We start from the raw sequence: 15,251 nt of genomic DNA, 5'->3' as shown, positions 1-15,251 counted from the left end.
AGCACGGCGGCGGCGAAGGCGCCGGCCGGCAGCAGGCGATGGCCGGGCATCGCGCGCGCCGGCTGCTGCGCGGCCTGGCGGGTGCGGCGCAGGCGGAAGGCCATGCCGTGGTCGAGGCCGTCGCTGGCGCGGTCGAACAGGTCGCGCGCACGCGGGGTGATCGGGTCGGGGCGGCTCATCGCCAGTCCTCCAGTTGGATGCGCAGGGCGGCCATCGCCCGCGACAGGTGGGTTTTCACGGAACCTTCCGAGCAGCCCATGGCGGCGGCGGTCGCGGCGGTGTCCAGGCCCTGCAGTTCGCGCAGCAGGTAGGCTTCGCGCTGGCGCCGGGGCAGCGCGCGCAGGGCCTTGCCCAGGGCCGACCAGGCAGCGGCGTCGGCGTGGCGGCGGGCCGGGTCTTCGTTCGGGTCGGGCAGCATTTCCAGCGGGTCGTCGCGCTCCTCGCCGGGCCGGCCCAGCACCGACAGCACCCGCCGGCGCACGGCATTGCGCCGGTGCCGGTCGGTGACCTGGCGGCGCAGGATGGACCAGAACAGCGGCGTCCATTCCGCCGGCGGCCGGTCGCGGTAGGACACCAGCCTGATCATGGCCTCCTGCACGGCGTCGAGCGCGTCTTCGCGATGGCCCAGCGCCAGCTCGGCCATGCGGAAGCCGCGGCGCTCCACGGAGGCCAGGAAGGCGTCCAGGGTCGTGGCGTCGTTCGCGGCGGGGGCGGCGTCGAAGGGCATCAGGGGCGGGCGGCGGGGCCGGTCATGCCGCCTTATAACGCATCGCCGCCCGGTCGGTTGACCGGGCCCGGGATCCCGCTGGCCGGCGCCCACGCTGCGGTTATGATGCCCCGGGAGCGCGCCTTCGCGCGGGGAGGGGACATGGACGGTTTCGTCGCGCTGTACATCTTCATGCTGGCGGCCTTCACCGGTTACGAAATCATCGGCCGCGTGCCGGTGATCCTGCACACGCCGCTGATGTCGGGTTCGAACTTCGTGCACGGCATCGTGCTGGTCGGCGCCATGGTGGTGCTGGGCCACGCCGACACCACGCTCGAGAAGGTCATCGGCTTCATTGCAGTGCTGATGGGCGCGGGCAACGCGGCCGGCGGCTACGTGGTGACCGAGCGCATGCTCGAGATGTTCAAGTCCAGCAAGAAGGAGGGCGGCGCATGAGCTGGCTGCCGATGCTGGTGAAGGCCAGCTACTTCGCCGCCGCGCTGCTGTTCATCCTGGGCATCAAGCGCATGGCCTCGCCGGTGACCGCCCGCAGCGGCATCCAGTGGGCCGGCGCCGGCATGGTGGTGGCCACGGTGGCCACGTTCGCGGTGCCGGGCCTGCACAACCTACCGCTCATCGCGCTGGCAGTGGTGCTTGGCACGGCGGTGGCCTGGTGGTCGGGCAAACGCGTGGCCATGACCGACATGCCGCAGATGGTGGCGCTGTACAACGGCCTGGGCGGCGGTTCGGCGGCGGCGATCGGCGCGGTGGAACTGCTCAGGTTCTCCGACGCGGGCGTCGCGCCTTCGCAGACGGCGCTGGTGCTGGCCGTGGTGGGTGCGCTGATCGGCTCGGTCTCGCTCACCGGTTCGGTGATCGCCTGGGCCAAGCTCGACGGCCGCCTGGACAAGCGTTTCACCTTCCCCGGCCAGCAGGCCTTCAACGGCCTGGTGTTCCTGGTGGCGGTGGCGCTGGGCGCGCTCGCCGTGTACGGCCTGCAGCAGCCGGTGATCATCGGTTTCTTCGTCGCCGCGCTGGCGGTGGGCATCCTGATGACGCTGCCGATCGGCGGCGCCGACATGCCGGTGGTGATTTCGCTCTACAACGCGCTCACCGGCCTGGCCGTGGCCTTCGAGGGCTACGTGCTGCAGAACGAGGCGCTGATCATCGCCGGCATGGTGGTGGGCGCCGCCGGCACCATGCTCACCCAGCTGATGGCCAAGGCCATGAACCGCTCCATCGCCAGCGTGCTGTTCGGCAGCTTCGGCGCGGGCGGCGAGGCGAAGGAAATCACCGGCGCGCAGAAGCCCATCGAGGCCGGCGACGTGGCCGCGATGATGGCCTATGCCGAGCGCGTGGTGATCGTGCCGGGTTACGGCATGGCCGTGGCGCAGGCGCAGCACAAGGTCTGGGAGCTCACCCAGGCGCTGCTCAAGCGCGGCGTGAAGGTGAAGTTCGCCATCCACCCGGTGGCGGGCCGCATGCCCGGCCACATGAACGTGCTGCTGGCCGAGGCGGGCGTGCCCTACGACCTGATCGCCGACATGGACGACATCAACCCGGAATTCCCGACCACCGACGTCTCGCTGGTGATCGGCGCCAACGACGTGGTGAACCCGGTGGCGAAGACCGACCCGGCCTCGCCGATCTACGGCATGCCCATCCTCGACGTCTCGGCCTCGAAGAACACCATCGTCATCAAGCGCGGCAAGGGCACCGGCTTCGCCGGCATCGAGAACGCGCTCTTCTACGCCGACAACACCCGCATGCTCTACGGCGACGGCGCGGCGGCGGTGGCGCAGCTGGTGGCCGAACTCAAGGCGGTGGACGGCGGGCACTGAGCCCGCCTTCCGGAGCTCAGCGGGCCAGGCGCCAGGCCAGCGGCAGGGCCAGCAGCGCCCAGGCTAGGTCCCAGCCGGTGGTGGCGTGGCGAAGCAGTTCGCCGGCCAGCACCGGCCCCAGGCGCAGGGCCGAGGCCATGGGCTGCAGGCCGAGGGTCATGCCCATCAGGCTGGCCGCATAGATCCAGTAGCTGGCCAGGATGGCCACGGCGGTGCCGGCGGTGGCCAGCAGCGCCCGCGTGCGGCCGGGCGGCATGGCGGCCAGCCGCAGCATCAGGGCCAGGTCGGCCGCGGCCACCAGGGCCAGCCAGCCGGAGGGGCTGCGCAGCGCCAGCGAAACCGCCAGCCAGGCCGCGACCATGCCCAGCACGCCCGCGGCCCAGGCCAGGGCCGGCAGCAGCCATCGCAGCGCGGGGGTGGAACGGTCCGTTGGTTGCAAGTCGGTTTCCCGGGGGCAGGGCGGGCTAAAATAGCCGCGATTCCTCCCAGGCGATACCCGAGTGAGTTATTCCCGTACCAGCGAGCCGGTGAAGTTCGAGCGCGACTGCGAGGCCGTGATGGTGCCGCAGGGCGAGGAAGTGAACCTCCCGGCCGGCACCACCGGCTACATCACCCAGGCGCTGGGTGGCTCGTTCACGGTGTTCGTGGACGGCAACCTGTTCCGCATCGCCGGCAAGGACGCCGACGCCATCGGCAAGACCGCGCCGGCGCCGCTGGTGCTGCCGGAGGGCGCGGGCGACGCCGAGGTGGAGAAGCTGGTCTGGGAGCAGCTGCGCACCTGCTTCGACCCCGAGATCCCGGTCAACATCGTCGAGCTGGGCCTGGTGTACGACTGCGACCTGGGCCGCAACGCCGAAGGCGAGCGCACCGTCGCCATCCGCATGACCCTGACCGCGCCCGGCTGCGGCATGGGCGACATCCTGGTGCAGGACGTGCGCGACAAGGTCGAGCAGGTGCCGACCATCGTCGAAGCCGACGTCGAGCTGGTGTTCGACCCGCCCTGGAACCAGAGCATGATGTCGGACGCCGCGCGCCTCGAGACCGGCATGTTCTGAACGCCGGCGGGCAGCGGCCCTGTCCCGGCCGCCGCTTTGTAGTGGTGCTCTAACCAATTCCCGGACTGGCCGACGAACGGTCGGCAAAACCCCGGTGTGCCCCGTTGACCCGTGACTTTCGTCACGTTAGCGTCGGTTGGTCGTGACGCGGGTGTGAACTGCGTCACACGTCCGGGTGGTAGAACCCCCCTCGCAGTCATTCGAGGCCAACGATGGCCCGGCGGGGAGGGGTTGTTCCAGGGGACCCGGGGCATGGATGCAAACACGGCCGCCCAGCGGCCTTCGTTGTCACCATCTTTTTTCGGGGATCCAACCACCGTGAGCAATAACACTCGCAAGCTCCGCCTGCGCGGCATCGTCGTGGCCACTTCGCTGGCCTTCGCCGGTACGTCCGCCTTCGCCGCCCAGGTCCAGACCGCCGGTCTCGAGCCGGGCCAGCAGTACGACCGCTTCATCGTGAAGTTCCGCGACAACGCGCCGGAAGCGCAGAACCCGGCCGCCGTGCAGCGCGCGCTGGAGACGGCCGCGGTGGGCGCCAACCAGGCCATCCAGGCCGCCCGCCTGCAGCGCGGCGAGCGCGCCGCCAAGTCGGCCAAGCCGCTGGCCGCCCGCCACATGCGCCGCATGTCGCTGGGCGCCGACGTGTTCTCGGTGTCGCAGAAGCTGGGCCGCGCCGAAGCCGAGACCCTGATGCAGCAGATCGCCGCGAACCCGAACGTCGAGTTCGTGCAGGTCGACCGCCTGATGAAGCACACCCTGGTGCCGAACGACACCAGCTACAGCCAGCAGTGGGGCTACAACGACGCCGACGCCGGCATCCGCGCCGACCAGGCCTGGGACGTCGCCAACGGCAGCGGCATCATCGTCGCCGTGCTCGACACCGGCATCACCAACCACAGCGACCTCAACGCCAACATCGTCTCGGGTTACGACTTCATCAACGACGCGACCGTCGGCGGTGACGGCAACGGCCGCGACGCCGACGCCAGCGACCCGGGCGACGCCGACGGCGGTTACCCGTCGAGCTGGCACGGCACGCACGTGGCCGGCACCGTGGCCGCGGTGACCAACAATGCCAAGGGCGTCGCCGGCACCGCGTGGGGCGCCAAGGTCATGCCGGTGCGCGTGCTCGGCAAGGGCGGCGGTTACACCTCCGACATCGCCGACGCCATCACCTGGGCCTCGGGCGGCACCGTTTCCGGCGTCCCGACCCTGTCGGCCGCCAACGTCGCCGACGTGATCAACATGTCCCTGGGCGGCAGCGGCAGCTGCGACACCCTGACCCAGAACGCCATCAACGGCGCCGTCAGCCGCGGCACCACCGTGGTGGTGGCCGCCGGCAACAGCAACGCCAACGTGTCCGGCTTCTCGCCGGCGAGCTGCAACAACGTCGTCGCGGTTGCCTCGGTGACCAATGCCTCGGCGCGTTCCAGCTTCTCCAACTACGGCACGCTGATCGACGTCTCGGCCCCGGGCTCGAACATCCTTTCGACCCTCAACGCCGGCACCGCCGGTCCGACCACCGAGAGCTACGCGTCGTACAACGGCACCTCGATGGCCTCGCCGCACGTCGCCGGCGCCGTGGCGCTGGCGCAGAGCCGCCGCCTCGCCCTGGGCCTGGCCCTGTGGACCCCGTCGGAAGTCGAGGCCCAGCTCAAGGCCACCGCCTATGCCCTCGCGGGCGCCTGCTCGGGCGGTTGCGGCGCGGGCATCATCAACGCCAAGGCCCTCGTCGACGCCGCCGGCGGCAGCACCCCGCCGCCGCCGCCGCCGCCGACCGGCGGCACCCTGACCAAGGGCGTCGCGGTCACCGGCCTGGCCGCCACCACCGGCAACTCGCTCAACTACACGATGGCCGTGCCGGCCGGCGCCACCAACCTGACCTTCACCATGTCGGGCGGCACCGGTGACGCGGACCTGTACGTGCAGTTCGGCACCGCGCCGACCGACACCTCGTACGTCTGCCGCCCGTACCTGAGCGGCAACGCCGAGACCTGCACCATCGCGGCCCCGTCGGCCGGCACCTACCACGTGCGCGTGAAGGCCTACTCGAGCTTCAGCGGCGTGAGCCTGGTGGGCAACTACACCACCGGCGGCGGTGGCGGCACGACCCCGCAGACCTACAGCAACACCGCGGACTACGCCATCAGCGACAACAGCACGGTGGACAGCCCGATCACGGTCTCCGGCCGCAGCGGCAATGGCCCGAGCAATGCCTCGATCGCGGTCAACATCGTGCACACCTACAAGGGCGACCTGAAGGTGGACCTGGTGGCTCCGGACGGCACGCTTTACAACATCCACAACCGCAGCGGTGGCAGCGCCGACAACGTCGTCGGCACCTTCACCAAGAACCTGACCAGCGAAGCCCTCAACGGCACCTGGAAGCTGCGCGTCAACGACAACGCCGGTGGCGACACCGGTTACATCAACAGCTGGTCGATCACCTTCTGATCCAGCGGTCGAAGCAACACCCCCTGACCCCGGCCTTGCGCCGGGGTCTTTTTTTCAGCCGGCGCCAAGGCCGGCGTGGAGCATGCCCCAGGCCAGGGCGGCGGCCAGCGCGGCCGACACCAGGGCCCACCGCCAGTGCCGCCAGTGGTCCGCACGGCGGCGGCCGAGCCGGTCCGGCGAGGCGACGATGCCGGCGACCACGGACGCCGCGTGCCGCTCGGGCGGCGGGGCAGGCACGGCAGCGGGGGCGACGGCGTCGCCCGGTGGCGGCTCGAGCTGGCCGATGAAGCGGTAGCCCACCGAATGCCGGGTCTGGATGTAGCGCGGGTGGTGCGAGTCGTCGGCCAGCGCGGTGCGGGCCTGGGCGATGGCGCGGGTAAGCACGCCGGGCGTCACGTGGCGATGGCCCCAGACGGCGTCCAGCAACTGGTCGCGGCCGACCGTCTCGCCGGCGTGGCGCAGCAGTTCCACCAGCACCGAGAAGGCCTTCGGCTCGATCGGCTGGACCTGGCCGCCGCGCGTGAGCACATGGCCGGCGACGTCCACCTCGATGTCATCGAAGCGGTAGCGCGGAGGTCCATGGATGCCTTCACCAGCGGTCGGATCTGACCCCATCGGCGATTCCTCGGTGAAACCTCGCATTCCAGGCGGAAACCTGCGACTAGCCTCGGCTTTCCGTCATGACCGGGCGGAGCTTCCGCGGCAGGCTGTCCCTGCGCCGGGTGCCGGCGCCTTGTCCAAGTCCTGGGAGCCGCGAGTATGTACGCCAACGCAGAAACCTTTCCTTCACTGCCAGAAGTGCTGGCCAGCCGTCCCCCGGCCAGCCCCGGCCGCCGCCGCCAGGTGGGGCCTTGCTGCATCAACCCGAGGGGGCTCGACCGGTTCAACGAGCTGCTTGCCAGCCTGGGCCAGGCCGTTCCCCTGGCCTGCGACCAGATCGTCACCGCCGCCAGGCTGCTGGAGGACGAGCCCGGCGCCCCGCTCGCCCCGCCGCCCTGCATCGGCCTGCGCCTGGCCGGGGCCGAACCGCTGGCCCGCCTGGCGGTGGACGAGGGCTGGGAGGCCGGTGGCGCCCCGCTGAAGGACGTCCAGGCCGTCCTGCACTACCTGCTCAGTCCGGACGACCTGATCCCGGATTGGGTGCCGCGGGTCGGGCGCCTGGACGACGCCATCGTCATCGACCGCGCCTGGCCACGCATCGGCGAGGAGGTGGCCGGCTACCTCGACTTCTGCCGGCTGCGGCTGCTGGAGGCCGGGCTGCGCGGCGAACGGCCGGGACGCTTCCGGTTCACGCGGGACGAATGGCGGGTGTCGCGCCAGGCCGAAGCGGAACTGCGGGCCCACCAGCGCGCGGTGCGGGCGGGCAGCTACCTGCCGGCGGGCGCGAACCGGTTCCGGGTGCACTGAGCGGCCCGTGGGGCCGGCGTGGGTTCAGCCGGCGGCTTCGAAGCGGTTGGCGGCGACGTTCTTGCGGACCTTGAGCGGGTCCCAGATGCGGCCGTTCATGGCGATGTAAACGCCGGCCGGCAGCGACTGCACCGCGCCGACCGCGGTGCCGATGTTGAACTCGGCGTCCGAGCCGCGGAAACGCGCCGGGTTCAGCGCGCCGGTGAGCACGATGGTCTTGCCCGGGATGGCGGACAGCACTTTCGCGGTGTCGACCATGGTGTCGGTGCCGTGGGTGACCAGCACGTGCGCGGCCGGCTGCGCGGCGATGGTGGCGCGCAGCAGCTCGCGGTCTTCCGAGGTGATGTGCAGGCTGTCCTTGCGGATGATCGGGATCACCGTGAACCGGAAGGCGACGCCCAGTTCCTGCAGGATGCGGCCGATCTGCGGCTCGCCGACCTGGAAGTCGGACTTGTCGTCGAAGTACACCTTGTCGATGGTGCCGCCGGTGGTGACGACCAGAAGTTCGTCCATGGGGATCTCCTCCTCGGGGCCGCGATTATACGTTCGCGCCGCGGGCCCGGCGCGCGGCGAAGCGGGCGCGCATGCCGTCCCAGCTGGCGGCCAGCACCAGCACCGCCGACAGCGCCGCCTCGGCCAGCGCGAGGCCGGGCAGGCCGGGCGTGGCCCAGGCCACCATCACGCCGTGGCAGAAGTAGAGCAGGGCGGCCAGCGCGCCCCAGAAGCCGGCGCGGCGGTGCCGCAGCAGCACCAGCACCACGGCTGGCAGCAGCGGCGCCGCGAAGAACAGGGCCATCGCCCAGGGAGCCACCCGTGCCGGCGGCGCCAGCCAGCCGTGCCAGGCCAGCTGCAGCGCGAACAGCGCCAGGATGGCGACCGCGGTGGCGCGGGCCGCGCGCGTCATGCCTGCAGCTTCCGGGCGGCGTCGGCCAGGCGGCGGCCCAGGGCGCGCGCGAGCAGCTTCTCATCGTCGGTGAGGGCAGGGTCGTCGGAGCCCCCCGCCACGTGGCTGGCGCCGTAGGGCGTGCCGCCGCTGCGGGTGGTGTTGAGCGCCGCCTCGGTGAAAGGAATGCCCAGCACCAGCATGCCGTGGTGCAGCAGCGGCACCATCATGGTGAGCAGGGTCGATTCCTGGCCGCCGTGCTGGGTGGCGGTGGAGGTGAACACCGCCGCGGGCTTGCCCACCAGCGTGCCCGAGGCCCACTCGGCGCCCAAGGTGTCGATGAAGTGCTTCACCGGCGCGGCCATGTTGCCGAAGCGGGTGGGGCTGCCCAGCGCCAGGCCGGCGCATTCGTCGAGGTCGCGCTTTTCCACGTAGGGCGAGCCCGCCTCCGGCACCGGCGGCGCCGCCGCCTCGGTCACCGGCGCCACCGGCGGCACGGTGCGCAGGCGGGCCTGCATGCCGGGCACCTCCTCGATGCCGCGGGCCACCTGGCGGGCGAGCTGGGCGACCGAGCCGCCGCGGCTGTAGTACAGGACCAGGATCTCGGGCATGGCGGGCTCTTGCGGGCGGGGACGGGGGATTATCGCGGATAATTCCGTCGAGGCCGCGTTTGTTACCCTTGCCGCATGCGACTGGAAGAACATCTCAGGCAGTGGTGGCACCGGCTGGACCGCGAACGCGTCCAGGCCTTCGCCCAGTTCCTGTGGGCGCGCTTCCTCGACGACCGCTGCTTCGAAACCGCCGGCGCCCTGGCCTACACCACGCTGTTCTCGCTGGTGCCGCTGAGCATGGTGGTGTTCGGCGTGCTCACCGTCGTGCCGGCCTTCGACGAATGGAGCGCCCAGCTTTCGAACTTCGTGTTCTCCAACTTCGTGCCCAGCTCGGCGCGCGTGGTGGAGGCCCACCTGCGCGACTTCGCCCTCAGCGCCCGCTCGCTCACCGTGACCGGCGTGGTCGCGCTGCTGGTGTCGCTGCTGCTGACGATGTGGAGCATCGAGTCCACCTTCAACCGCGTGTGGCGGGTGCCGACGCCGCGGCCGCGGCTGGTGCGCTTCCTGGTGTACTGGACGCTGCTGACCCTGGGCACCCTGGCGGCGGTGGCCAGCCTGGCCGTCACCTCCTACCTGTTCTCGCTGCCGGCGCTGTCGGGCGAGGTGGCGGTGGACTGGAGCCAGCAACTGCTGCGCTACCTGCCCAACCTGGTGGAGCTGCTGGTGTTCACCACGGCCTACTGGCTGATCCCGCACCGGCGCGTGCCGCTGCGCTTCGCCCTGGCGGGCGGCCTGTTCGCGACGATCCTGTTCGAACTGGCCAAGCGCGGCTTCGCGGCCTACCTGCTGGGCGTGCCGACCTACGAGCAGCTCTACGGCGCGCTCGCGGTGGCGCCGATCTTCATGATCTGGCTTTACCTGAGCTGGGTGGTGGTGCTGCTGGGCGCCAGCTTCGCGGCCTCGCTGTCATCCTTCCGCTACCAGCCGCGCGCCCTGCGCCTGCCGCCGGGGCTGGAGCTCTATGGCTACCTGCGCCTGCTGGGCCGCATGAACCAGGCCCGCCGCGACGGCCGCGGCCTGCACCTGGCCGACATCCAGTCCAGCGAGCCCATGCTGACCGACGACCTGCTGCAGCGCATGCTCTCCGGACTGTCCGAGCTCAACATCGTGCGCCGCGGCGAAGACGGCGGCTGGCTGCTCAGCCGCGACCTCGATACCGTGGCCCTGGGCGAACTGCACGAAGGCCTGGGCCTGCGCGTGCCCGGCCCGGCGGAAGGCCTGCCCGGCTTCGACGACCCCATCGGCCGCGACGCCACCCGCGCCCTCGAACACCTCCGGCAACCCCTGCAGGCCCCCCTGGCCAGCAGCGTCGGCGGTTTCTTCACACCGAAACAGGACACTGCCCCGCCATGAAAACCCTGATCCCCGCCGCGCTGCTGGTCCTGCTGGCCGCCTGCCAGCCCGCCGCCGAAGCCCCGGCAAGCGCCGACGCCGCGCCCCCGACCGAGGCCACGCCGGCGGCGCCGGCCGCGGAGCCCGCCACCGACGCCGCCCCGGCCTCGGACCTGCCGGCCCAGCCGAGCCTGGTGGTGGAAACCCTGGACGACGGCGCCTTCGACCTCGCCGCGATGCGCGGCCAGTGGGTCGTGGTGAACTTCTGGGCCACCTGGTGCAAGCCCTGCCTGAAGGAAATCCCCGACCTGACGGCTTTCGACGCGGCCCGCGAGGACGTGCGCGTGATCGGCCTGGCCTACGAGGAGATCGAACCCGACGCCATGCGCGAGTTCCTGGCCCGGTATCCGGCCGGTTACCCCATCGCCATCCTCGACGTGTACAACCCGCCGGCCGATTTCGAAACCCCGCGCGGCCTGCCCATGACCTACCTGATCGCGCCCGACGGCACGGTGGCCAAGAAGTACCTGGGCCCGATCACCTCGCAGGAGCTGGCCGAGGCCATCGACGGCGCGCCGGCCGCCGGCTGAGCGGCCGGCTGCGGCGAGACGTGCGCCGCGTGCGCCAGGCCGTTCGGCGCAGGCGCCGCGCGGGTTTAGCATGGGCGCCATCCCTTCACGGACGCCCCGCGTGCACACCGCCGACGAAGACTCCCGCGCCCGCCGCCTGTTCTGGTGGCTGCAGTTGGGCGGCTGGACCGCCTACGGCAGCCTGGGCTACCTGAACGGGCTGGCCCACGGCAAGGGCGTGGACTACTGGCGCCTGCCGCTGGGCGTGGCCATCACCGGCTTCCTGGTCACGCTGCTGGTGCGGCAGGTGCTGCGCCGGGCCTGGGGCCTGCCGCCGGCGCGTTTCCTGGCGGTGGCCGCGGCCTGCGTGCTGGCGGCGTCGTCGGTGATGGGCGTGGTGTTCCTTTCCCTGCTGATCGACTGGTGCGGCGCCGATTGCCGCCCCGCCAGCACGCTGGGCTACGTGGCCTACACCACCGGCCACCTGTACGTGGTGCTGAGCTGGGTCGGCCTGTACACCGGCATCAAGTACTACCGGCAGCTGCAGCAGCAGACCCGCCAGGCCCTGGCCGCCACGGCCATGGCGCACCAGGCGCAGCTGAAGATGCTGCGCTACCAGCTCAACCCGCACTTCCTGTTCAACACGCTCAATGCCATCTCCACCCTGGTGCTCGACCGCTCGAATGACGTCGCCAACCAGATGGTGCAGGGGCTGAGCGCCTTCCTGCGCCACTCGCTCGACAGCGACCCGATGCAACGGGTGACGCTGAAGCAGGAGCTGGACGCGCTGAATCTTTACCTGGGCATCGAGAAGGTGCGCTTCGGCGAACGCCTGGTGGTCGAGACGAAGATCGCGCCCGAGTGTTACTCCGCGCTGTTGCCGAGCATGCTGCTGCAGCCGCTGGTGGAGAATTCGATCAAACATGCCATCGCGCGCATGGTCGAGGGCGGACGGCTGGTGATCAGCGCCGAACGCCGCGGCGGCCAGCTGCTGCTGGGCGTCAGCGACAACGGTCCCGGCTGCCCGGACCTGCCCGCCGACGACAGCCAGGGCAACGGCAACGGCGTCGGCCTGGCCAACACCCGCGAACGCCTGCGCGTGCTTTACGGCGACGCGCAGTCGGTGCGGGTGCGCAACCGCACGGGCGGCGGCGTCGAGGTGACGCTGTCGCTGCCGTTCGAGCAGGGCGGGGCGCCGCGCGAATGAACCGGCGCATCCGCACCCTGATCGTCGACGACGAACCGCTGGCGCGGCGCGGCCTGGAGCTGCGCCTGGCGGACCAGCCCGACGTCGAGGTGGTCGGCCAGGCTGGCGACGGCCTGTCGGCGATGAAGGCGGTGTCCGCGCTCGAACCCGACCTGATGTTCCTGGACGTGCAGATGCCGGGCCTGGACGGCTTCGGCACGCTGCGCGCCATCCCGGCGCCGCAGATGCCGCTGGTGGTGTTCGTCACCGCCTACGACCACTACGCCATCCGCGCCTTCGAATCGAGCGCGGTGGACTACCTGCTCAAGCCGGTGGACGACAGCCGCCTGCACCAGGCGCTGTTCCGCGTGCGCGAGCAGCTGGGCAAGCGCGAGGCGCAGGCGCACTGCGAGCAGCTGCTGCGCCTGCTCGGCGACCTGAGCGGCAAACCGGCGCTCACGCTGGAAGAGGCGCTGCAGGGCGCCGGCGAACGCCGCCTCGGCGTGGGCGACCGCATCAGCATCCGCGACGGCCAGCGCACGGTGCGGGTGGAGCTGGCCAGCGTGCGCTGGGTGGACGCCGCCGGCGACTACATGTGCATCCACACCGACGCCGAAACCTTCGTGCTGCGCGCCACCATGCGCGAGCTCGAAGCCCGGCTCGACCCGCGCCAGTTCCCGCGCGTGCACCGCTCGACGCTGGTGAACGCGGCGCGCGTGTCGGCGCTGCGCCCGCACCTCAACGGCGAGCAGTTCCTCACTCTCGACTGCGGCCACGAGATCAAGCTCTCGCGCAGCTACCGCGACCGGCTCGAACTGCTGAAGTAAGGCGCGGCGAAACGTCCCGCCGCGGCCGTCGCACGGTTCGGCGCGGTCCGTGACTTTGGTCATGCGATGCGCCCGCGGCGCGCGCGCACAGTGGCGCCGAACTTGCCCCGGGCGCCGCCATGAAGCTCACCGAATCCTCGCTCGCCAACCCCGCCGCCGTGGCCGTGGTCGTCGCGCTGGCCGCTTTGTTCGGCCTGCTGGCGCTGCTGGACCTGCCGGTGCAGCTGTTCCCCGACATCGACCGCCCGCAGGCCTCGGTGACCACGCTCTGGCGCGCGGCGTCGCCGCAGGAAATGGAGGCCGAGATCGTCGAACCCATCGAGACCGTGCTCGAAGGCATCCCCGGCCTCGAGCAGATGGAGGCCAACGTCAACACCGGTTTCAGCGCCATCAACCTGACCTTTTCGGTGGGCACCGACATGGATGCCTCGCTGGTCGAGATCCTGGCGCGGCTCAACCGCCTGCAGCCGCTGCCGCGCGACGCCACGCCGCCGCAGGTGGCGCTGGGTTCGGACGACGCCAACCAGTCGCTCACCTATTTCTTCGTGCAGAAGCTGCCCGGTACACCGGGCGACATCAACGACTACCGGCGGCTCATCGAGGACCGCGTGGTGCCGCGCATCACCTCGGTGGAGGGCGTGGCCGGCGTGGACATCAACGGCGCCGGCGGCGAGGAGCTGTCGATCGAGGTGGACCTCGACCTGGCCGCCGCCTACGGCATCCCGCTGCCGCAGGTGGCCGAAGTGGCCGCGCGCGCCACCGACGTGTCGGGCGGCAGTTTCGACGCCGGGCGACGGCAGGTGATCCTGCGCTTCGCCGGGCGCTACGAGCCGGAGGCGCTGGGCGAGCTGATCCTGGCCTGGCGCGACGGCCGCCCGGTGCGCCTGGGCGACATCGCCACGGTGTCGGTGAAGCGCCCGGAGCAGGTCTTCTTCGCCTACCAGAACGGCAACCCCGCCATCGGCCTGCGCATCCGGCGCGAGAGCGGCGCCAACGTGCTGGCGACGCTGGGCGAAGTGAAGCGCGTGGTCGCCGAAGTGCGCGGGCAGGAGCTGGCGCCGCGCGGGCTGGACATCGTGCAGAGCTTCGACGCCTCGCTCTTCATCAACCGCGCCATCGGCCTGCTGTCGGGCAGCCTGTTCGCCGGCGTGGCGCTGGCGGTGGGCTGCCTGTGGTGGTTCCTGCGCGACGCGCGGGCCACGCTGCTGATCGCCACGGCCATCCCGATCTCGCTGCTGGCCACCTTCATCGTGCTCCAGCTCACCGGCCGAAGCCTCAACGTCATCTCGCTCGCCGGCCTGGCCTTCGCGGTGGGCATGGTGATGGACGCGGCGGTGGTGGTGGCCGAGAACATCGTGCGCCTGCGCGAGGCTGGCCTGGGCGCGGCGAAGGCGGCGATCGAGGGCACGCGCCAGGTCGCCGGCGCGCTGCTGGCCTCGACGCTGACGACGGTGGCGGTGTTCGTGCCGGTGATCTTCATGCGTGACGTCGAGGGCCAGCTGTTCTCGGACCTGGCGCTGACGATCTCCATCGCCGTAGGCATCTCGCTGCTGGTGGCGCTGACCGTGCTGCCGGCCGCGGCCGGGCGCCTGCTGCGGCCCGGCGCGGCCGCTGCGGATCCCGGCTATTCGTGGCTGGCCGCGTGGACCCTGCGCGCCACCGACGGCCGGCGCCGGCAGTGGGCGTGGGTGCTGGGTGGCGTGCTGGTGCCGGTGCTGGCCTCGGCCCTGCTGCTGCCGCGCGTGGACTACCTGCCGCCGGTGAAACGCGCCGCCGTGGACGTATGGTTCAACTTCCCACCGGGCATGGGCCCGGCCGCGGTGGACCGCGAGATCGCGCCGCGGCTGCTCGAACGCATGCGCCCCTTCATGGAGGGCGAGCGCGGGCCGCAGCTGAGCAACTGGTACCTCAACCTCTGGCCCAACGGCGGCACCCTGGGCGCGCGCGTGGTGGACGAATCACGCATCGGGGAGCTGGAAAAAATCATCCGCGACGAAGTGGTGGCGGGCCTGCCCGACACCCGCGCCTTCGTCGCCGAGGGCAACCTGTTCGGCGGTTTCGGCGGCTCCAGCCGCGCCATCGCCATCCACCTGCAGCACGGCGACGGCGAGGCGCTCAACGCCGCGGCCGAGCAGGGCCGGCGCCTGCTGGCGGAAAAATTCCCGGGCGCCAACGTGCAGGCCTGGCCCAATGCCGACGGCGCCGCGGAAGAGCTGCGCGTGTTGCCCGACGACCGTCGCCTGGCCGAGGCCGGCTGGCGCCGCCCCGAGCTGGGCACGGTGGTGCGCGTGCTGGGCGAGGGCGCCTGGCTGGGCGAACACTTCGACGGCGAGCGCCGGCTGCCGATCGTGCTGCGCGCCGGCCCCGCCGCGGGCCTGGA

16 protein-coding genes and 1 pseudogene are annotated in these 15,251 nt (G+C 71.5%); 11 read left to right on the top strand and 6 right to left on the bottom strand.

Going from position 1 to position 15,251, the window contains the following annotated elements; all coding sequences use genetic code 11:
• Positions 1-175 precede the first annotated feature (175 nt).
• The gene (locus N790_RS13995) at positions 176-727 is read right to left on the bottom strand and encodes an RNA polymerase sigma factor (protein ID WP_043805239.1); all 552 of its coding nucleotides are present in this window, start codon (positions 725-727) and stop codon (positions 176-178) included.
• Positions 728-868: 141 nt separating this feature from the next.
• Between N790_RS13995 and N790_RS13990 the strand changes: the two genes are divergently transcribed.
• The gene (locus N790_RS13990) at positions 869-1,162 is read left to right on the top strand and encodes an NAD(P) transhydrogenase subunit alpha part 2 (RefSeq protein ID WP_043805237.1); all 294 of its coding nucleotides are present in this window, start codon (positions 869-871) and stop codon (positions 1,160-1,162) included.
• Positions 1,159-2,547 (top strand): NAD(P)(+) transhydrogenase (Re/Si-specific) subunit beta, encoded by a 1,389-nt coding sequence (locus N790_RS13985; RefSeq protein WP_043805236.1) that lies wholly within the window; start codon positions 1,159-1,161, stop codon positions 2,545-2,547. The genes N790_RS13990 and N790_RS13985 overlap by 4 nt, the downstream gene beginning before the upstream one ends.
• Before the next feature lie 16 nt (positions 2,548-2,563).
• On the opposite strand, the gene N790_RS13980 is transcribed toward N790_RS13985, so the two are convergent.
• Positions 2,564-2,986 carry a hypothetical protein gene (locus N790_RS13980; protein WP_052385980.1) on the bottom strand — a complete coding sequence of 141 codons (423 nt, stop codon included), beginning with the start codon at positions 2,984-2,986 and terminating at the stop codon, positions 2,564-2,566.
• 61 nt (positions 2,987-3,047) lie between these two features.
• Between N790_RS13980 and sufT the strand changes: the two genes are divergently transcribed.
• From sufT to N790_RS16730, 3 genes and pseudogenes are all read left to right on the top strand, one after another.
• Complete coding sequence (sufT, locus tag N790_RS13975) at positions 3,048-3,602, top strand: putative Fe-S cluster assembly protein SufT (protein ID WP_043805235.1); 555 nt, start codon at positions 3,048-3,050, stop codon at positions 3,600-3,602.
• A 318-nt stretch (positions 3,603-3,920) separates the two neighbouring features.
• A pseudogene (locus N790_RS13970) lies at positions 3,921-5,687 on the top strand (S8 family peptidase); the annotation flags it as partial.
• Positions 5,667-6,056 (top strand): proprotein convertase P-domain-containing protein, encoded by a 390-nt coding sequence (locus N790_RS16730; RefSeq protein ID WP_245593796.1) that lies wholly within the window; start codon positions 5,667-5,669, stop codon positions 6,054-6,056. The pseudogene N790_RS13970 and the gene N790_RS16730, both read left to right, overlap by 21 nt.
• Positions 6,057-6,110: 54 nt before the next feature.
• On the opposite strand, the gene N790_RS13965 is transcribed toward N790_RS16730, so the two are convergent.
• Positions 6,111-6,698, bottom strand: a complete 588-nt coding sequence (locus N790_RS13965; protein WP_084062960.1) for a winged helix-turn-helix domain-containing protein — start codon at positions 6,696-6,698, stop codon at positions 6,111-6,113.
• Positions 6,699-6,815: 117 nt separating this feature from the next.
• Here N790_RS13965 and N790_RS13960 point away from each other — a divergent pair, with 117 nt between their 5' ends.
• On the top strand, positions 6,816-7,463 hold the full coding sequence (locus tag N790_RS13960) for a YkvA family protein (RefSeq protein ID WP_084062958.1): 648 nt from the start codon (positions 6,816-6,818) through the stop codon (positions 7,461-7,463).
• A gap of 24 nt (positions 7,464-7,487) precedes the next feature.
• On the opposite strand, the gene N790_RS13955 is transcribed toward N790_RS13960, so the two are convergent.
• From N790_RS13955 to wrbA, 3 genes are read right to left on the bottom strand one after another with little or no spacing between them, the layout of a single operon-like run.
• Positions 7,488-7,976 carry an asparaginase domain-containing protein gene (locus N790_RS13955; protein WP_043805230.1) on the bottom strand — a complete coding sequence of 163 codons (489 nt, stop codon included), beginning with the start codon at positions 7,974-7,976 and terminating at the stop codon, positions 7,488-7,490.
• 25 nt (positions 7,977-8,001) lie between these two features.
• Entirely contained in the window at positions 8,002-8,367 is a 366-nt protein-coding gene (locus N790_RS13950) for a DUF2069 domain-containing protein (RefSeq protein ID WP_043805229.1), read from the bottom strand.
• Positions 8,364-8,957 (bottom strand): NAD(P)H:quinone oxidoreductase, encoded by a 594-nt coding sequence (gene wrbA / locus N790_RS13945; RefSeq protein WP_043805227.1) that lies wholly within the window; start codon positions 8,955-8,957, stop codon positions 8,364-8,366. Before wrbA ends, N790_RS13950 begins: the two co-directional genes overlap by 4 nt.
• A gap of 75 nt (positions 8,958-9,032) precedes the next feature.
• Between wrbA and N790_RS13940 the strand changes: the two genes are divergently transcribed.
• The 5 genes from N790_RS13940 to N790_RS13920 all read left to right on the top strand — a co-directional run.
• On the top strand, positions 9,033-10,310 hold the full coding sequence (locus N790_RS13940) for a YihY family inner membrane protein (RefSeq protein ID WP_043805225.1): 1,278 nt from the start codon (positions 9,033-9,035) through the stop codon (positions 10,308-10,310).
• A complete protein-coding gene (locus tag N790_RS13935; protein WP_043805223.1) occupies positions 10,307-10,879 on the top strand; it encodes a TlpA family protein disulfide reductase in 573 nt (190 codons plus the stop codon). The genes N790_RS13940 and N790_RS13935 overlap by 4 nt, the downstream gene beginning before the upstream one ends.
• Before the next feature lie 100 nt (positions 10,880-10,979).
• A complete protein-coding gene (locus tag N790_RS13930) occupies positions 10,980-12,065 on the top strand; it encodes a sensor histidine kinase (protein ID WP_043805220.1) in 1,086 nt (361 codons plus the stop codon).
• Entirely contained in the window at positions 12,062-12,871 is an 810-nt protein-coding gene (locus tag N790_RS13925; RefSeq protein ID WP_043805219.1) for a LytR/AlgR family response regulator transcription factor, read from the top strand. The genes N790_RS13930 and N790_RS13925 overlap by 4 nt, the downstream gene beginning before the upstream one ends.
• A gap of 119 nt (positions 12,872-12,990) precedes the next feature.
• The coding region (locus N790_RS13920) for an efflux RND transporter permease subunit (RefSeq protein WP_043805217.1) at positions 12,991-15,251 on the top strand (2,261 nt) is incomplete at its 3' end.

This window comes from Arenimonas malthae CC-JY-1, assembly GCF_000747075.1.
Taxonomy (GTDB): Bacteria; Pseudomonadota; Gammaproteobacteria; order Xanthomonadales; family Xanthomonadaceae; genus Arenimonas; species Arenimonas malthae.
The sequence above is the reverse complement of the archived record's forward strand: the minus strand, read 5'-3'. Positions and strand labels throughout refer to the sequence as shown.